Origin of the sequence: Streptomyces sp. NPDC005863 (assembly GCF_042871345.1) — a bacterium.
Classification (GTDB): domain Bacteria; phylum Actinomycetota; class Actinomycetes; order Streptomycetales; family Streptomycetaceae; genus Streptomyces.
This window is the reverse complement of sequence record NZ_JBIAII010000006.1, coordinates 160,379-178,986: the sequence shown is the minus strand read 5'-3', so window position 1 is coordinate 178,986 and position 18,608 is coordinate 160,379. Positions and strand designations below refer to the sequence as shown.

Genomic DNA, 18,608 nt, shown 5'->3' with positions numbered 1-18,608 from the left:
AGTGCGGACCGCGTGGGCGGTACGACGTCCACCCCCGCGTCGGCAAGGGCACGCACGTCATACGCCGCATCATCAGCAAGCCCCCACGGACCCACCGCATTCCCCGTCCGCCCCCCCTTAAGCTGCCCGCCACACCGAACCACCCGTCCGCGAGCCCCGGGGGACCATGACCAACGCCACGGAAGCGGCCACCGGGCAGACGCCACCGCCACCGCTACCTCCATCTCCCCCGCCGCCACAGCCGTCTCCCCTCCGCACCCTCGCCTTCCGGCGGTTCGTCCTCGCTCAGCTCGTCTCCGCCACCGGTTCCGCCATGGCCCCGCTCGCCCTCGCGTACGCGGTGATCGGCGCGGGCGGCGGGGCCGGGGCGCTCGGGATCGTGCTGGCCACCAACACCGTGCCGACCGTCGTCTTCCTGCTGGTCGGCGGCGTCCTCGCGGACCGGGTCTCGCGCAGCCGGCTGCTCTTTCGCGGCAACCTGCTCGCCGCGGCCGCGCAGGGCGCCCTCACCCTGGTCGTGGCCTGCGGGTACGCGGGCACCGGCTCGATCGCCGCCTGCGGCTTCGTCTCGGGCGTCGCGGTGGCCCTCACCTCGCCCGCCGCGCAGGGCGTCGTCGCCCAGCTCGTCGCACCGGGACAGTTGCAGCAGGCCAACGCCCTGCTCCGGCTGCCCACCAACGCCGTCAAGGTGGTCGGGCCCGTCGTCGGCGGCATGGTCGTCGCGGTCAGCGGCCCGGCGTGGGCGCTCGGCTTCGACGCGGTCACCTTCGCGGTCGCGGCGCTGCTCCTGCTCGGGCTGCGGCTCGGCGCGCCGACCGACAGGGGCAGCGTGCTCGCCGACCTCCGAGCGGGCTGGGCGGGGTTCCGGTCGCGGACCTGGCTGTGGACGTACACCGCCGCGGGCACGGTGCTCGTCGCCGCCTGGCTCGCGGGCTACCAGCTGCTGGGGCCCGTCATCTCCGAGGAGCGGTACGCGGGGGCCCGCACCTGGGGGCTCATCCAGGGCGCGTTCTCGCTGGGACTCCTCGCCGGGACGGTCGTCTGTCTGCGGTGGAAGCCGATCCGGCTGCTCACCGTCGCCGTCACCGCCGGCGCGGGGCTCGCCGTGCCGCTCGCGGGTCTCGCGCTCGGCCTTCCGCTGCCCTGGCTGCTGCTCGCCGCGGCGGTCGCCGGCGTCACCCTGGACATTGCGGTCGTCACCTGGGTCACTGCCTTCCAACAGCACGTACCGGAGGCGGAGTTGGGGCGCATGAGCTCCTTCAACCAGGTCGGCGAGCGGCTCGCGATCCCGCTCGGCTATCTCCTCGTCGCCCTCGCCTCGTCCGTGTTCGCCGACCGGTCGGTCCTGCTGGTCTGTACGGGCGTCATCGTGGCCGCCACTCTGCTCAACCTGTGCGTACGCGACGTACACCGGATCCGGCGGCTGACGTGATCCGGCGGGGCGCTCGCGTGGCCGCGGTCCTCAAGTTGCCCTCCCCGCAACCCCGTTGATGCCATGGCGCTATCGCCAGATGGCATCGGCTCAAACACGCCCCGCCCTCCCGATACTCGTCCCGACCGGAGGCCGCACCCGCAGGCCCCCGCCCGGAAGGGACACACCCCCATGAACCGAACCAGAACCAGCCTCGCCGCCACCCTCGGCGCGACCGCGCTCCTGGCCTCACTCGCCGCCGCCCCCACGGCGTTCGCGGCACCGGCACCGGCGCACGAGTCGGTGCAGCCCTCGTCCGCCCCTGCCGTGTCCGGGTACACCGGATCCGCCGAGGACAAGACCGCCACCCGGCAGTTCTTCGACGCCGTCATGAAGTCGGCGCTGAAGCAGCAGGCGGCGAAGCCCGGCATCCAGGTCGTCACCGTCCGGTACAGCACGAGCCGGGCGCCCAGCTTCCGCAGCCAGATAGCCCAGAGCACGCAGATCTGGAACTCCTCCGTCAGCAACGTGAAGCTCCAGGAGTCCTCCTCGGGCGCCAACTTCGAGTACCGCGAGGGCAACGACTCGCGCGGCTCGTACGCCTCCACGGACGGGCACGGCCGGGGTTACATCTTCCTCGACTACCGGCAGAACCAGCAGTACAACTCCACCCGCGTGACGGCCCACGAGACCGGCCACGTCCTCGGTCTGCCCGACCACTACTCGGGCCCCTGCAGCGAGCTGATGTCGGGCGGCGGCCCCGGCACGTCCTGCACCAACCCCTACCCGAACGCGCAGGAGCGGCAGCGCGTCAACGCCCTCTGGGCCAACGGGATCGCGGCCCTCCAGGACAAGGGCGTACTGACCAAGGTCCGCTGACCCCGGCCGGCCCCGCCGACTCCCCTCGGCGGTCTGTTACGTGACGCAAACAGCCTCCGGGGAACTCCCGCGCTGTTACGCACCGCAAACAGCCTCGGGGCCAACCCGGCCGCGCACGGCGCGCTCTCCCCCGGCATGGGTACACATGCTCAGGGGAACAGGGCGCGCCGGCGCGGCCGGCGCCGGTTCGTGGACTATCCGCGCTCCGGCCGCGGCGGCATCCGGCGCTGGCTCCCGTCATGGCGCCAACTGCTCGGCGCCGCCGCGCTGTTCACGGCCGCCGTCGCCGGACTCTTCGTCTGCGTGTACGTCAGCGTGGACATCCCCGACGCCAACGCGTCGGCCCGCCGCGAGGCCAACGTCTACTACTGGTCCGACGGCACCCAGATGGTCAGCACCGGCGAGGTCAACCGGCAGAACGTGGAGCTCGACCAGATCGCCCCGGCCGCCGTGCACGCGGTGATCGCCGCCGAGAACGAGACGTTCTACCGGGACTCCGGGGTGTCCCCCAAGGGCTTTGTCCGCGCCGCCGTCAACATGGTGCGCGGCCGCGAGACGCAGGGCGGCTCCACCATCACCCAGCAGTACGTGAAGAACACCTACCTCTCGCAGGACCAGACGGTCACCCGGAAGGTCAAGGAGTTCGTCATCGCGCTGAAGCTGGACCGCGGCACGAGCAAGGACGAGATCCTCAAGGGCTACCTGAACACCAGCTGGTTCGGGCGCGGCGCCTACGGCATCGAGGCCGCCGCCCACGCCTACTACGGCATCCCGGCATCCCGGCTCGACCCGAGCCAGGGGGCGTTCCTCGCCGCCATGCTGAAGGGCGCCGAGCAGTACGACCCGGCGGGCGGCGCCGCCAACCACCGGCGGGCCCGCGCGCGCTGGGCGTGGATCCTGGACCGGCAGGTCGGGGTCGGCCTGATGACGAAGAAGGAGCGGGCCGGCTACCGCACCTTCCCCGAGCCGCGCAGCCGCTCGCGCTCCACCAGCCTCGGCGGACAGACCGGCTACCTCGTCGACATCGCGAGCCGGTACGTCAAGGAGCACACCGGCCTCACCGACGAGGAGCTCGCCCGCGGCGGCCACGAGATCCACACCACCTTCGACCGGCACAAGGTGCGCCGCCTGGAGCGTGCCGTACGCCGCGTCCTGGACCGTGACACCGACCCGAAGAAGCGGGCCGCCGACCGGTATCTGCAGGCCGGCGCCGCCTCCGTGCGGCCCTCCGACGGGGCGATCGTGGCGCTGTACGGCGGCCCTGACGCCACCGAGCACTTCACCAACAACGCCGACACCGCGGGGGTGCCCGCCGGTTCGGCCTTCAAGCCGTTCGTGCTGGCCGCCGCGTTGCAGTACGGGGCGCCCGTGCACGACGAGCCGCTCACCGAGGCCGCCGGATACCCGGCCCGCGCCCCCGACCTGCGCCCCGGCCGGCTCGCCGACGCGCACTACGCGGCCGACGGCATCCTGCGCCAGGACCGCGGCGCCCCCGACCCCGACCGTCCCACGCTCGGCCGGGCCCTGCTCTTCGGCGGCAACGCCACCTACGTACGCCTCGGCAAGGACGTCGGCCGGGACAAGGTCCGCCGCACGGCCGTCGACGCGGGCATGCTGCGCCGCAGCATGGGCCGCCTGGAGCCGACCTTCTCCATCGGCACGTCGACGCCCAGCGCCATCCGCATGGCCACCGCGTACGCGACGTTCGCCAGCGCCGGGATCCGGCACGACCCGTACTCGGTGACCAAGGTCGTCAAGGACGGCGAGGAGCTGCCCGGCCTGGAGCGGCCCGCGTCCCGGCGGGCGCTCGACGGGGACGTGGCCCGGCAGGTCACCGACGCGCTGCGGGCCGGCGGCCGGGGCCTCGGCCCTGAGGTCGCGGCGGGCCGCACCGGCGACCAGGACCGGCTCAGGTCGGCCTGGTTCGCGGGGTACACCGAGGACCTGTCGACGGCGGTGACGCTGTTCCGGGTGCGCCCCGAAGTGCCCCGGCTGCTGCCGATGTCGGGCGTCGGCGGCCCGACGTCCCGGCACGGGAGCGCGCTGCCGCCGCGGATCTGGAAGGAGTACATGCGGGGGGCGGGCCGCTGAGCGAGCACGCGGGCGCGCGAGGGGCGGGCCGTTGACCTTGCCCCTGGGGCAGACCCCATCGTCTGCGTCACCGGGCCGCACGGCCCGGTGACGGAGGATGATCCCGTGAGCGAGACACCAGCAGGGCCGGTGCGGGCCGGCGGCGAGCTGCTCTCCATCGGCGAGTTCGCCACCCGCGCCCGGCTCTCCCCGAAGGCGCTGCGGCTGTACGACCGGCTGGGTCTGCTGCCGCCCGCCCACGTCGACGAGGTCAACGGCTACCGCTACTACCGGCCGGACCAGGTCGAACGTGCCCGCACGGTCGCGCTGCTGCGCCGACTCGACATGCCGCTCGCGGCGGTCGCCGAGGTGGTGGCGCTGGACGGGGAGCGGGCGGCGCGCTCGCTCGAACGGTACTGGGCCGGGATCGAGGAGCGCTTCGCGGAACAGCGGACGCTCGCGCGTTACCTCCGTGGCCGACTGTCGGGAAGGAACACCGAGTTGTACGCGACATTCGAGATGCGCGTCGTGGACGTGCCGGAGCGGTACGTCCTCAGCGAGACCAGGCATGTGCGGGGCGATGAGCTCTCCGCGTGGATCGGCGCGTCCGCCGAACGTCTGGAACGGGCCGCCGCCGAGGAGTGCGGGGGCATCGCCGCCCCGCACTTCGTCGTCTACCACGCGGAGGTGACCGAGGAGAGCGACGGGCCCGCCGAGTCCTGCGTGCCCGTCGTCGACGTGGCGGCCGCCCGCGCGTGGGCGGCGCGGCAGGGCAGAGCCCAGGACGTCAAGGTGCGCAAGGAGCCCGCGCACCGGCTCGCCTGCTCCAGGATCACCAAGGCGCAGGTCTCCTATCCGCAGATCATCGCGGCGTTCGACGCCGTGGAGGCGTGGGTCGCCGAGCAGGGGCTCACCGTGACGGGACCCTGCCGTGAGGTGTACTTCGCGGACTGGACGCGGACGGGGCCCGAGGACGAGGTGTGCGACGTGGCGTTCCCGGTGTCGGGGGCGTGATCGTCCCTCCGTGGCGCGGTGTGCCCCTGCCTCCCCCTGCAGCCCAGGAGCCTTTGACCGTCTCCGCACCTATCCTCAGGAAGCATGGAGGGAGCTGCGGAGGCTGCGGACGGGGGCGTCAACTCTCCCATGGACCATGCGAGTTGGCGGGTGCGGCTGCGGCGGTGGGCGGCCTCGGGCAGCGGTGACGTGCTCGGCGCCGGCGTCCTGTTCGGCGCCGATCGCGTCCTCACCTGCGCCCATGTGATCCGTGACCCGGCGACGGGGCTGCGACCCGACCGCGTCCAGGTCGAGTTCCCGCTGCTGCAGGGCCTGGAGCGCACCCCGTGGCGGACCGCGACCGTGGCGGCCGGGCACTGGGCGCCGCCCTTCGGCAAGGCGCAGGGCGACCTCGCGGTGCTCGTCCTGGACGCCCCCGCGCCGCTCCCCTCGCCCGTCACGCTGCACCGCACGCTCGACTACCGGGGCGCCACCGTCCTCATCGACGGCTTCCCCGAGCACCGGTCGGGCGGCCAGTGGCTCACCGGGGTCTGCCGGGGGCCCGGCGGCGAGGGCGACGAGCGGGTGCAGATCGACCTCACCGGGGCGGGCGCCGAGGCCGGCGGGGCGGCGCGGCTGCGGGGCGGGTTCAGCGGGGCAGGGGTGCGCGAGGAGGGCACGGACCGGCTGCTCGGCATCCTGGTGCAGGCCGACGAGCGAGGCGAGCACGGGTACATGATCCCGGCGGCCACCGTCGCCAAGTACTTCCGGCGGTTCGCCGAGCGGTACGTGAGCGGGCCGCACGCCATCCCGGGCCACCGCGTCGTCTCGGCGGACGCGGCCCGCGCGGCCCGCCCGCACGGGCTGCAACGCACCGTCACCCGCTGGCTGAACGGCGAGGCCGACGCGTGGGACACCGAGGTGCTCTTCGTCGCCGAGGACGACGACCGGGCCCGCCAGGCCCTGTACGTCGTCCTGAACATGGCCGACCGCGAACAGTCCCCCCAACTCGCGGTGCGGCCCGTCGAGCACGGGGCGGGCGGCGACTCGCTGCTGTCCCGGGCCGGCATCGCACCCCGGGTCGGCTCCATCGGCCTCGTCCTCGACCTGGAGGGCGCCGCCCTCGACGACCCAGGGCGGCCGGAGCTGCGCGAGGCGCTCGCCGTCCTGCGGCACGAACTGCGGCACGCGGCCCGCCCGCACACCGCGGCGCGGCGGCGCCCCGCCGTCGCCGTGCTCTACGCCGACCGGTCCGCCACCGAACCCGCCGACGCGGCCCGTGTGCTGGCCGAACTGGGCGACGGGGGCGCCCGGTTGCTCCTCGTGGTCCGCTCCAGCACGCACGGCTTCACCTACGCGCTCGCCGAGCGGCTGCTGCCCGCCGAGCGCGCCGCGCAGTGGCTGCAGCGGATCGGTGCGCGGGTGGATGTCCTCGCCGACACCGAGCGGCGCGCCCGGCACCTGTTCCACCGGGTGGAGCCGTACGTCGTCGACCCGCCGGCCGCCACCGCGTACGCGGCGCGGGCCGCGCTGTGGACCGTACAGCTCAGCGGCGAACTGCGGCCGCTGTCGGAGCGGGGCGGACCCCGTTTCCTGGAGAAACTCTCGTACGCCGAACAGGCCGTGGAGACCTACCTGTTGCGGGCCGAGCGCGCCGAGGGCGAGCTGCGCGACGTGCTCGACGCGCATCTGCGGCTGCGGGGGCTGCTCCGCGACCACCTGGCCCGCCTCGCCCGGCGGGGCCTCGCCGAGCACCCGGACGCGGTGGGCCCGTACCGCGAGGCGCAGCGGCTCCTGATGGCGGGCCCCTGCCCGCTGCCCGACGCCGAGCGGGCCGTCACGGCGTTCACCCGGGTGGTACGGCGCCTGACCGACGCGGGCGGCGACCCGTGAGCCCGGCCATGCCCTGCCCCCACCCCGGCTGCTCGGGCGCGGTGACCCCGACCGGGTACTGCCTGTCCAGCGGCGAACGCGTGGACGCCGATACCGGCCTGCACTCCGCTCCCGGCTTGCCCTCCGCCGAAGCCGCCCCGGCCCCGGTCCCGGCCACCGTGGTCCCGGCGGCCCCCCGGCCACCCCGCTCCGAGGACCGCGAGTCCTCCGAGCTGTGGGTCGTCGAGGCGGGGGTCGTCGGGGCGGCGGGGCGGGACGCACGGGTCGTCCTGCCTCCCGAGCACCCCGACCCCACCGTGCTGCCCGAGATCACCCTCCTGGACCGGGCGGACACCGCGGGGCCCGCGCCGGACGGGGGGCTTCCGTTGCCGTCCGGCACGCTGCTCGCCGGCCAGTACCGGCTGGTGCGGCCGCTCGGTTACGGCGGGATGGGTGAGGTCTGCCTCGCCCACGACACCAAGGTCGACGACCGTGCCGTCGCCGTGAAGATGCTCCACGCCGACCTCGCGACCACCTCGTACAGCCTCCTGGAAGGCGAGCGGCGCGAGCTGGTCGAGCTCAACCACGACGGGTTCATCCGCGTCTTCAACTACGGGCACCACGACGGCGTCGGCGACTTCCTCGTCCTGCAGTACGTCGACGGGCTCAACCTCGAAGAGGTGCGGGCCCGCGCCCGCGAGCGCCCCGACGAGTTCGGCCGGGAACGCTTCCTGGAGTTCGTGCTCGCGTACGGCGTGCGGATCCTCGCCGCGCTCGCGCATCTGCACGCGCCCGAACGCGGCAAGGTGTACGGCGACCTGAAGCCGCCGAACGTCATGCACGACGGGTCCACCACCAAACTCGTCGACGTCGGCAGCGTGCGCCGCGCGGGCGCGCCCGGCCTCACCACCGACCTCTACCGGGCGCCGACCGTCGGCGACCGCGGCGAATCGGCGCCGCAGGACGACCTGTTCAGCCTCGGCGAGACCCTGCGCACCCTGTGCGGCATCGGCGGGACCCGCCACGACCTCGCCGGGCTCGCCGCGCTCGACCCGCTGGACGACGCGGCCGCCGGCCACCGCGGCCTCGGCCCGGTCTCCCTCGCCCGGGTCCTGCGCCGCGCCACCCGCACCCGGCGCGAGGGCCGCTTCGCCACCGCCCGCGAGATGGACGACCAACTGCGCGGCGTCTTCCGCGAACTGCGCTCGCTGCGCACCGGCGCGGAGACCTTCGAGCCCTCCCCCCTCTTCCTGCAGTCCGCGCACGCCCTGGACGCCGGGCTCGGCTCGGCACCCGAGGTGTCCCGGTGGGCGGCCCCGCCGGCGGCGCCCCACCACCCCGCGCCCGCACCGGCCGAGGTGGCGGGGCGGCTGCCGGTGCCGCGCCCCGACCCCGACGACGACCACCACGGCGAGCTCAGCAGACTCAGCGACGACGACCCCGAGGCGCTGCTCCAGCACACCGGTGACTGGCGCGGCTCCCCCGAGGTGCACCTGCTGCGGTGCAGGCTGCGGCTGCGGGTGCCGCGCCCGGACCCCGACGACGGGCCGCTCACCGGTGCCGAGACCGCGCTCGCGCTGGCCGAGGACGCCATCGGGCCCGCCGCCGCCCCGTACGACTGGCGGCTCGACTGGCACCGCGGGCTGCTCGCGCTCGCCCGCGCCCGGGTGGCCGAGGCGCGCGGCCACTTCGACCGGGTCTACGGCGCGATCCCCGGCGAGTACGCGCCCAAGCTGGCCCTCGGCTACTGCGCGGAGCGGCTGGGGCGCGGGCACGAGGCGCTGACCTTCTACGAGGCGGTGCGGCTGCGCAACCCCTCGCTGGGCAGCGCCGCGTTCGGGGCCGCGCGGGCCCGGCTCGCGCTGGGCGGGCCCGCCGCCCTCGCCGACGCCATCGCCGCGCTCGACGCGGTGCCGCAGCACTCACGGCACCGCACCGCCGCCCGTACGGCCGCCGTGCGCGTCCGCGTCGACCACGCGTGGGACGCGGCCGAACTCGGGGCGGCGGTACGGGCGTTGGCCCAGCTGTTCTCCGCGCACGGGCTGACCGACGCGCAGGCGCGGGTACGGATGAAGGCGGAGGTGTGGGGCGCGGCGCACCGGCTCCTCGGTACGGCGGCCGGGCCTCCGCCCGCGTCCGGCGCGGCGGCGCCCCGCATGATGACCGCCGCCGAGCTGCGCGCCGTCGCCGCGCACGCCGATCCGCTGCTCGCCTTCCCGGCGGACGAGCGGGCGCTGCGCACCGATCTGTCCCGCTTCTACCGGGGCCTCGCCCACCAGGCGGCCCGCGACGCACCGGCCGCACCCGACGACGACGGCGCGCCGCCCCTCGCCGAAGTCCTCCTGGACCGCGCGTACGCGGTGCGTCCCCTCGGACTCCGGCACTCCCGATTCGGCAAGGACACGCCATGGCTGGGCACGAAGATCAGGAACTGGCCGCCTCGGTCACCCTTGAGGTGAACCAGGTGCTTGAGCTCCCCCGCCCTCACCTTCACCCTCGCGCGGCCGGTGCACGGGAGACGGCCCGGATGTACGCGGTGGTCACGGTCACCGTCCGCAGGACGGCCGGGGCGGTACGGGGACCGGCGCGGGCTCCGGCACCGGCTCCGGCATCGGCTCCCGCTCCGGCGGGGGTGACCCGGGCCGGGGCGGTCGGTGCGCGGCTCGCCGAGGTGTTGCTCATCGATCACTCCTCGTCGATGGTCATGCCGCCGAGCCGGCTCGTCGCCGCCCGTGCCGCCGCCGTCGGCGCGCTGGCCCGTATCCCGGACGGCTCGCTGTTCGCGCTGGTGGCCGGTGGCGACAGGGCCGCCATGATCTACCCCCGACGGCCCCAACTCGCCGTCGCGCACGCCGAGTCCAGGGCCGCCGCCGAGGCCGCGCTGCGGGACTGCACGCCCGGTGGCGGCACCGCGATGGGCACGTGGCTCGAGCGTGCCCGGCACCTCTTCCGCGACCTGCCCGGCGCGGGCGGTGCGGGCGGCATGGATGACGCGGGCGACCGTCTCGTACGCCATGCCCTGCTGCTCACCGACGGCAAGAACGAACCCGGCTACGAGACCCGTGCGGAGCTGCGCGAGCGCGTCGAACGGTGTGCGCACGCCTTCACCTGCGACGTCGTCGGCATCGGTGACGCCTGGGAGACCGAGGAACTCCTGCTGATCGCGGGGGCGTTGGGCGGGCGCGCCCGCGCCGTCGACGATCTGACCCGGCTGCCCGACGAGGTGGCTGCACTCGCCGGGCGCGCGGCCGACCGTGACGTCACCGGGCTGCGCCTGCGGCTGACCCACCGCGCGGGGGTGCGCCCGTACTCCTTCGAGCAGGTCCACCCGACGCGGGCCGCGCTCGAACCCGACCACGTCGACCTGTCCGGCGTGCGGGCGGGTGCGGGCGGGCCCGTCCAGGAGTACGGGCTCGGCCCGTGCGGGGACGAGGCCCGCGCCTATCTGCTCTGCGTCGGCGCGCCCTACGACCCCGCCCAGCTCGGCAAGGAGCTCCTGCTCACCGAGGTGGAACTCGTGGCCGACGACCCGGCGCCCCTCGAACTGCCCGCCCCCGAGCCCGTGTTGATGCGCTGGACGGACGACCCCGACCTGTACAGCAGGGTCGACCCGCAGGTCGCGCACTACCGGCACGAGGAAGAGCTGCACCGCACGTTCGAGGAGGCCTGCGCGGCGCTGAAGGGCGGGCGGCGCGCCGAGGCCGAGACCCTGCTCGGCACCGCGTGGCGGCTCGCCGCCGAGGCGGGCGACACGGCCATGCAGGCCCACCTGCGCCGCCTCGTCCGCGTCCGCGACGCGGTGCGGGGCACCGTGGAACTACGTGACCGTATCGCCCGGTTCGACGTGGAGGCGGCCCGCATCCAGTCGAGCATGACGGTCCTGCCGGGCACCACCGGGCCGGGGGGCGGCACCGGGCCGAGGGGCGGCACCCTATGACGGACCCCCGCCCCGCCCCCGGACAGCTCCCCACCGCCACCCCGCACGACGGGCTGCGCCCCACGCACCCGGCCCGCCCCGCCAACCACCCGCCCGACGCCTCCGCCCCCGCCCCCAGCGCCCCACCCGGCGGCACCCCATGACCAACCCCCGCCGCACCCCCCGACAGCTCGCCGCCGTCACCCTGCGCGCCCTGCGCCGATACCTCTGGCCCGCCCCGCTCACCCCCCGTATCCGCAACCGCGGCTACCTCCGCGAGCGGCTGATCTCATTGCCCCTGCTCACCGTTGTCGCGGCCGTCGCGTTCGGGTGGGCGTACGCCGACATTCGTACCGACTCCACGGCGCTGCGCGACAGCTTCGCCCCCGCCCTCGTCGGGCTCGCCGAGGCCGAGACGTCGTTGCGCATCGCCGACCGCGAGGCCGGCGAGAGTCTGGACGCCGGGGAGGCCGTGCAGCTCAGCGGGTTGAGCAAGCGGTACAGCACCCGCACCACGCGGGCCGTGCAGCGCCTCAACCAGGTCGCCCGCAGCGGCGCCCTGACCACCGCCGAACGCCAGGAGCTCGACGTCGTCTCCGGCCTCGTCGTCGACTACGGCACCTGGATCACCTTCGCGCAGAACAACGTCGCCGACCCCACCCTGCGCAACGCCGGCCTCTCCTACGCCCGCAGCATGCTCTGCCCGGAAGCGGAACCGGAACCGGAACCAGAACCGGAACCGGAACCGGCCCCCACGACGGGTGAGTCGGCCGGGGCGGGTGGCGGTTACCCACCCTGCGACACCGGAACCGGCACCGGAACTGGCACCGGAACTGGCACCGGCTCACGCCCCCGCTCCGACGCCACCGCCGTCGTCGACCGCATCTCCGCCCTGGAGGACCATCTGCGCGACCGCCTCACCGACCGGGCCGCGCTCGGCGCCCCGGTGCTCGCCGCGGCCGTCGTCGCCGCGCTCGCCCTCGTCCTGCTCGTCCGCGGGCTCTGGCACACCCAGCTGTTCCTGCGCCGCCGGCTGCGCCTGCACCTGAGCGTGCCGCTCCTGGTCGCCGCGCTGCCGCTGCTCGGCGTGCCGTTCCTGACCGTCGACGCCGTGCTCGCCCACCGGGCGCAGCAGCGGGTGGTGGCCGTCGCGGGCGACCTCGTCGGCCGGACCTCACCGGCGATCGAGTCGGCGGCCGAGGAGCGCCCCTTCGCCGCCCGGCCCCGGCTCCTGATCGCGTCCCTCGACGCCCGCGCCCGCCACGACCTGGCCGCAGGCCGCCTCGCGTCCCTTGACGGGGCCGCGCCGTGGGTGACGCCCGCCGGACTCCTCGGCGCCGCCCTGACCGGCGCCACCCTGCACGCCTACCGACGCGAGTACGTCCTCGTCTCCCGCTCGGGAGCCGCCGTATGAGCCGGACACGCACCCCACGCACGCAACGCCCCCCACGCACCGCACTCGCCGTGGTCCGGGCGCTCCTCGTCGCCTGTCTGCTCGCCGTCACCGCGGGCGCCTGCGGAGGCGGGCGGCCCGAGACGCTCGTGGTGCTCGGCCCCTGGACGGGCCCCGAGGGCGAGGCCTTCGAGTCGATGCTGCACCGGCTCGACGACGGCACCGGCAAGACGTACACCTACCAGGGCACGCGTTCCCTGCGGGAGACGCTCGTCGCCCAGCTGGAGGCGGGCGACCCGCCGGACGTGGCGATCCTCAACAGCGTCGGCGAGCTCACCGAGTACGCGCGGGCCGGCCGCCTCACCCCGCTCGACCGCGCCGCCACCGGCCGCGCCTATCCGCCCTGGAGCCTGCCGCTCTCGGTGAACGGTCAGCGCCGCACGTATTGGGTGCCGTTGAAGGTCGACCTCAAGAGCCTGGTGTGGAGCGAGGAGGAGCGCTCGACCGGCGCCCCCGACTGGTGCGTGGGCCTCGCCTCGCAGGCCACCTCCGGCTGGCCCGGCACCGACTGGGTCGAGGACATCCTGCTCCACCAGGCGGGCCCCGCCGCGTACACGGAGTGGGCCACCGGGCGGCTCAGCTGGCACGACCGGCGGGTGCGCAGGGCGTGGACGACGTGGGCCGCGCTGCTCGGCGACCGCTCCAAGGCGTCGATCGACCGCTCGCTGACCACGAGTTACGTGGGAACGCCCGACCCGGCCAAGGGCGGCGGCCCGCGCGGCCTGCTCCGCTCCCTGACACCCCGCTGCACGCACGAGCACCAGAGCGCGTTCATCCGCTACGTGTACGCGGGCGAGCCGGTCCGCGTCGACCCGGCGGCGGGCTTCCTGCGCGGCCGCTCCAGCTACGACGGCGCCTACGAGGTGGCGGGCGACATGGCCGCCGTGTTCAGCCGTGATCCGGCGGCGCGCGACCTCGTGGACCGGCTGTCGTCGCCGCGGGCGCGCACGCTGTGGCGGGACCGGGCGAAGCCGGAGCTGCGGCCGCTCTTTCCCGACGCGAGCGACCCGCAGCCCGCCGACCCCACGGGCCGGCGCATCGCGCACATCCTCACCGGCCGGGCACGCACGCTCTGCTTCGACGCGTCGGACGTGATGGCGCCGGGCGTGCGCGACGCGTTCCACCGGGCCGTCCTGCAGTACTTCAGGGACCCGGCGGGCGACCGGCTCGACGCGCTCCTCGACCAGCTGGAGACCGTGCGCGCCCAGGCCGCCGCGGGCGCAGGACCCGGCCGGCTGCCGGTCTCGGGGATCTGCGCGCCGCCGGGCGGCTGACGGACCCGTCGTACGGCCCGCGCCCGGTCAGCGGCGCATCTCCTCCGGGCACGGCGTGCCGCGGGGCAGCTGGTAAGGCGAGCCGAGCCGGTAGGTGCCGGCCTTCGGGGCGAGCAGCTCGACCCACTCGTCGCCGTTGTGGTCCTCCTCGGCCTCCAGCAGACAGCCGTTGACGTTGGCGTACTCCTTGGGCCGCCGCTCGTCCGTCTCGCGCTGCCGCTTCGAGGCGTCCGTCTCGCGGGGCTGCTCGACGCCCTTGCCCTTGGCGTCGACGACGCTCAGCCACGGCGAGTACGGGATGCGGATGAGGACGCGGCCCGGCTGCTGCACGCGGACGGTCATCTCGCCCTGTTCGGCGCGTTCCACGACGGCGTGCGGCTCGGCCATCGGCGTCGGGTCGGTGACCTCGTACAGCTTCCAGTTGGAGTCGACCCACACCTGCCGCAGATACGGCAAGCCGTCCGAGATGAGCTGCGTCTCGCGCTTGCCGCCGTCCCCGTCGGGCTCGCCCTTGGGGACCGCCACGTAGTGCACGGCCCAGCGCCGCAGCCACTCGTGGTAGTTCGCGGAGTTCAGGGTGTCGTCGTAGAAGAGCGGGTTGCGCTCCATGTCGGCCTGCCGGTTCCAGCCGCGGGCCAGCTGTACGTACGTGGGGAGCGCGGACGCCTCGCGGTGGCTGCGGGCCGGCACCACCTCGACGCGGCCCTTGGCGGCGCCCCGCTCCTTCAGCTCGTGCACCAGCGGCGCGACCTCACGCGTCCAGGAGGCGTCCGACCTGGTGTGCACGATGTCGTCGACGGCCTTGAAGCCGATCCACCCGGTGAAGCCGGCGAACGCCAGGACGATCACGTACCACTTGCGGGACTTCGGCACGGTGTACGGCAGCGCGGCGAGCAGCGCGACGCCCGCGAAGGACATCGCGAGGCGCGAGATGTTGGAGCCGATCTGCGAGCTGATCAGCCAGACGCCGAGCACGAACGCCCCGTACACGGCCGTCGTGATCCGCACGGTCTTCCACTGCCGCGGCACCGCGTAGTAGACGAGGAGGGCGCAGATCAGCGGCAGCGACGCGGAGCCGAACGACATCGGCTGGGTGCCGGAGAACGGGAACAGCCACGCGGACAGGCCGACGACGACGGCGGGCGCGAGGCCAAGGGCGTAGGCGCCCGGGTAGCGCTTGCTGAGGAACAGCGCGACGGCGACGAGCCCGACGAAGAGGCCGGCCACCGGGCTGCCCATCGTCGCGAGCGCCGCGAACGGCGCGGCGGCCAGCGCCTTCGCCCACCGCTTGTAGCGCCAGCGGTGCGGCCAGCAGAAGACGGCGGCGACCGCCATCAGCGCGAACATCTGGCCGAGGCCGTAGGTCACGCGCCCCGACACGGCGTTGCACAGCAGCGAGAAGACACCGGCGGCGGTCGGCCACAGCAGCCGCTTCACGGCGCGGCTGCGCATCAGGATCATGGTGAGCAGCGCGGCGGAGACGGTCCCCGCGATCATCATCGTGGTCCGCACGCCGAGCACCGACATCAGATACGGCGAGATGACGCTGTACGACACCGGGTGCATGCCGCCGTACCAGCCGAGGTTGTACGCGGAGGCGGGGTGCCGTCCGACGAACTCGGCCCAGGCGTCCTGCGCGGCGAGGTCACCGCCGCTGTTGGCGAAGACGAAGAACCAGACGATGTGCAGCACCGCGGCGACGACGGTCGTGACCGTCACGGGGTGGCGCGCGAAGCGCCGCTGCCACGGCTCGACCGGTCCCGTCCCGGAGGTGCGGCGCTGGGCCGGCAGCTTTATTCGCGCAGCGCCTCGGCCACCACCGCCCGTCTCAGGCGCGGCGGCGTCGTCCTCGGCGCGCGTCGGCTCCGCTGTGGCCACTGGAGGTTCTCCCCGTGTCGTCCGTGTTTCCGGAGTGCCCCGGGTCCGTGCCGACGAGAGTTCGTCCCGGAACACTCGTCCTCCGCCCCGGCGTACTACCCCCCGAGTTTGTGACGCTAGCACGCGGCCGCGAGGGGCGGCCCCGGGTGGGGCCTCCCCTCGCGGTCCGCGCGGCCCGCCTTCGGCGGGTGTCCTTCGAAGGTCAGCCGACGCGGGTCAGCTTGGCGCCGAGCCCCGGCTCGGTCAGCCCCTTCTGGAGCGCGACCGGCACCTCGACGGCGTCGCCCTTGCCCTTGCCGTCGCCGACGTGCAGGACGCCGACCACGGTGCCCGCCTTCGCGGCGTGCGGGACAGTCTTGCCCTTCTCGTCGTCGAGCATCAGCTTGACGGTGAGGCCGGACCAGCCCACCGCGGAGACGTCCTTGGTGGCGACGACGGGGGTCGTGCCGCCCAGGCCGTCGTCGACCTGGCCGACGACGGTCCCCTTCTTCACGACGGTCTTGGCGGTCAGCGCGCCCTGCCCGGCCTCGATGAGCTTGCGGGTGACCCCGGTGACCTCGTCGATGTTGGCGACGCCGTTCTTGCCGTACTGGCCGAGGGCGGCGCCGATGATCGTCTGCTTCTTGCCGCCGACGGTCTTCTCCGCGGCGAAGAGGATGTTGCCGCCGGCCGCGGTGGTGGTGCCGGTCTTGATGCCGACGGCGATGCTCGGGACGAGGCCGAAGAAGTTCCGCTGCTTGTCGCCGTTGAGGTCGACGTAGCTGGGCTGCCGGGAGATCTCGTTGAAGACGGGGTTCTCCATCGCGGCGCGGCCGAGCTTCACGAGGTCCTCGGCGGTCGAGACGGTGGTCTTGTCCAGGCCGCTGGGGTCCGTGTAGTGGGTGTTCTTCATGCCCAGTTCCTTGGCCGTCTTGTTCATCTTCGCGACGAACGCGTCCTCGGAGTCGCTCTTGGTGTCCCAGCGGGCCAGAAGCTTGGCGACGTTGTTCGCCGACGGGAGCATGACCGCCTGGAGGGCCTCGTACTGACGGATCTTCTGGCCCTCGGTGACCTTGACGACGGACTCGTTGGCCGGCTTGCCGGTCTCGTAGTGCTTCTGCGCGGCGGCGTCGACGGTGATCTCCGGCCCCTTCTTGCCCACCTTCAGGGGGTGGTCGCGCAGGATCAGGTAGACCGTCATGACCTTCGCGATGCTCGCGATCGGCACGGGCTTCTGGTCACCGGACGTACCGAAGGTGCCGATGCCGTTGACGTCCATCGCGGCCTGGCCCTGGCCCGGCCACGGGATGGACGGCTTGCCGCCGTCGAAGGAGACGCTCTCCTCGGCGGTGAGCTTCAGGGTCGGCGTCGGCAGCGGCCGCACGGCCTGTACGACCGCAAAGACGACGACCAGGAGCAGCACCAGCGGCGTCCAGATCTTGACCCGGCGCACGGCGGTGCGGACGGGCGTCTCGGGCGGCGGCGGGGTGTTGGTCAGCTCGGCGAGCAGGTCGATGGGCGGCTTGGGCGGCAGCGGCTGCTGGGTGGTGCGTTCCACTGGCGGGGGCGCCTGGGGGGTGGCCGCCTGGGCCGGGGCCTTGGCCTGGGTCGCCGGGGCGGGGGGCGTCGCGTTTGCCGCTGCGGCGCCGGCCGCTGCGGCTCCCGTGGCCTTGGGAGTGGTCTTGGGTGCCGGCTTCGGCTCTTCGGCGGGGGTGGCCCTCGGGGTGCCCTTGGGGGCGGTCTTGGGAGCCGTCCTGGGGGTGGCCGTCTTCGCGGACGGCTCGTCGAGCGGCTTCAGGGCGACGAACTTGCTGGTCCGCTCGGCGTCGCTCTCCGGCGCGCCGGTTCCCTTCGGCGCACCCTTTGCCGAGTCCTTTGCGCTGCCCTTTGCACTCTCGCCTTCGGCGCTCTTCTGGTCGCCGATCTTGAGCATGGTGGTGGGCTGGTCGACGTCCTTGCCGGGCTTCTTGACCGGGCCCTTGGCGGCGTCCTTCGCGGGGAGCGCCTTGAAGACCGCGGTGGCCTGGTCGACGCCGGTGGACTTGGCGTCGCCGGTGGACTTCGCGTCGCCGGCCGGGGTCTCGCCCTCGGCCGGGTTCTCGCCGGCCGGAGTCTCCTCGGCGGGGGCGTCGTCCTTCACGGGGCCCTTGGCGGCGTCCTTCGGGGGCAGCGCCTTGAAGACCGCCGTCGCCTTGTCGCCGCCGGGGGACTTGGCGTCGCCGGCCGGAGTCTCGTCCTTGGCCGGGGTCTCCCCCGTGGCCGGGGTCTCCCCCGAGGCCGGCGTCTCACCCTTGGCCGGTGACTCGTCCTCGGCGTCGTCCGCCGCAGAAGCGTCACTGCCGGGGGCCTCGGAGTCGGCCTGCGCCGCCGCCTGGTCCTGCGCCTCGCCCTGCGGCTCGTCCTCCGGTTCGTCCGAGGTCGCGACCCACGCCGCCACCGCGTCCCGCAGCCGCGCGTCGCCGTTCGCCTCACCCTTGGGGGCGGCCTCCCCCTCGGGGGCGGCCTCACCCTTGGCCTCCGACGCGGACTTCACGTCGCCCTCGTCCGCCCCGGACTCCCGTTCCGCGTCCTCGCCGGAACCGGTCGCCTCGTCGGCGACGTCCTTCGTCGAGAAGACCGCGGTAGCGGTGTCCTCCCGCACCTGCGGCGTCTCGCGGGTCATCGCGAGGCGCGGGTCCCGTTCCTCCGGCGCCGACTCGGAAGAGTCCGCCGTAGTCGGGTTCCCCGACGACTTCCGCTGCTTCGACCTGTCGGGGGTCTCGCCCGCCACCGATGCCTCCTCGTACGCCATGCCGTATGCCGATGCTGAATGCTTGCCGTGTGCTGGCCGTGCGCCAAATCCGGTCGGACCCCCCTGTCCGAACCGTGTACCAGTGTCCTGTG

At 74.3% G+C, this 18,608-nt stretch carries 12 protein-coding genes; 10 read left to right on the top strand and 2 right to left on the bottom strand.

The genetic code is table 11. The annotated features are described in order from the left end of the window. Nucleotides 1-166: 166 nt before the first annotated feature. From ACFYO9_RS22310 to ACFYO9_RS22265, 10 genes are all read left to right on the top strand, one after another. Nucleotides 167-1,432: an MFS transporter gene (locus ACFYO9_RS22310; protein WP_358774923.1), complete on the top strand. Its 1,266-nt coding sequence runs from the start codon at nucleotides 167-169 to the stop codon at nucleotides 1,430-1,432. Between the two features lie 171 nt (nucleotides 1,433-1,603). After that, nucleotides 1,604-2,290, top strand: coding sequence for a snapalysin (snpA, locus tag ACFYO9_RS22305; protein WP_358774925.1), 687 nt, complete (start codon nucleotides 1,604-1,606; stop codon nucleotides 2,288-2,290). Between the two features lie 135 nt (nucleotides 2,291-2,425). Then, nucleotides 2,426-4,381, top strand: coding sequence for a transglycosylase domain-containing protein (locus ACFYO9_RS22300; protein WP_358774926.1), 1,956 nt, complete (start codon nucleotides 2,426-2,428; stop codon nucleotides 4,379-4,381). Between the two features lie 105 nt (nucleotides 4,382-4,486). Next, nucleotides 4,487-5,374 carry a MerR family transcriptional regulator gene (locus tag ACFYO9_RS22295; RefSeq protein ID WP_358774928.1) on the top strand — a complete coding sequence of 296 codons (888 nt, stop codon included), beginning with the start codon at nucleotides 4,487-4,489 and terminating at the stop codon, nucleotides 5,372-5,374. An 84-nt stretch (nucleotides 5,375-5,458) separates the two neighbouring features. After that, nucleotides 5,459-7,246, top strand: a complete 1,788-nt coding sequence (locus tag ACFYO9_RS22290; protein WP_358774930.1) for a serine protease — start codon at nucleotides 5,459-5,461, stop codon at nucleotides 7,244-7,246. Nucleotides 7,247-7,254: 8 nt separating this feature from the next. After that, nucleotides 7,255-9,684: a tetratricopeptide repeat protein gene (locus ACFYO9_RS22285; protein ID WP_358774932.1), complete on the top strand. Its 2,430-nt coding sequence runs from the start codon at nucleotides 7,255-7,257 to the stop codon at nucleotides 9,682-9,684. Beyond that, the gene (locus ACFYO9_RS22280; protein WP_358774933.1) at nucleotides 9,633-11,162 is read left to right on the top strand and encodes a vWA domain-containing protein; all 1,530 of its coding nucleotides are present in this window, start codon (nucleotides 9,633-9,635) and stop codon (nucleotides 11,160-11,162) included. Before ACFYO9_RS22285 ends, ACFYO9_RS22280 begins: the two co-directional genes overlap by 52 nt. Then, the gene (locus ACFYO9_RS22275; RefSeq protein WP_358774935.1) at nucleotides 11,159-11,305 is read left to right on the top strand and encodes a hypothetical protein; all 147 of its coding nucleotides are present in this window, start codon (nucleotides 11,159-11,161) and stop codon (nucleotides 11,303-11,305) included. The genes ACFYO9_RS22280 and ACFYO9_RS22275 overlap by 4 nt, the downstream gene beginning before the upstream one ends. Continuing rightward, nucleotides 11,302-12,555, top strand: a complete 1,254-nt coding sequence (locus ACFYO9_RS22270) for a hypothetical protein (RefSeq protein ID WP_358774936.1) — start codon at nucleotides 11,302-11,304, stop codon at nucleotides 12,553-12,555. The genes ACFYO9_RS22275 and ACFYO9_RS22270 overlap by 4 nt, the downstream gene beginning before the upstream one ends. Continuing rightward, on the top strand, nucleotides 12,552-13,868 hold the full coding sequence (locus ACFYO9_RS22265; protein ID WP_358774938.1) for an extracellular solute-binding protein: 1,317 nt from the start codon (nucleotides 12,552-12,554) through the stop codon (nucleotides 13,866-13,868). Before ACFYO9_RS22270 ends, ACFYO9_RS22265 begins: the two co-directional genes overlap by 4 nt. 27 nt (nucleotides 13,869-13,895) lie before the next feature. Here ACFYO9_RS22265 and ACFYO9_RS22260 read toward each other — a convergent pair whose 3' ends face one another. Continuing rightward, complete coding sequence (locus tag ACFYO9_RS22260) at nucleotides 13,896-15,746, bottom strand: MFS transporter (RefSeq protein WP_358774940.1); 1,851 nt, start codon at nucleotides 15,744-15,746, stop codon at nucleotides 13,896-13,898. A 202-nt stretch (nucleotides 15,747-15,948) separates the two neighbouring features. Beyond that, nucleotides 15,949-18,516, bottom strand: a complete 2,568-nt coding sequence (locus ACFYO9_RS22255) for a D-alanyl-D-alanine carboxypeptidase (protein WP_358774942.1) — start codon at nucleotides 18,514-18,516, stop codon at nucleotides 15,949-15,951. Nucleotides 18,517-18,608 lie beyond the last annotated feature (92 nt).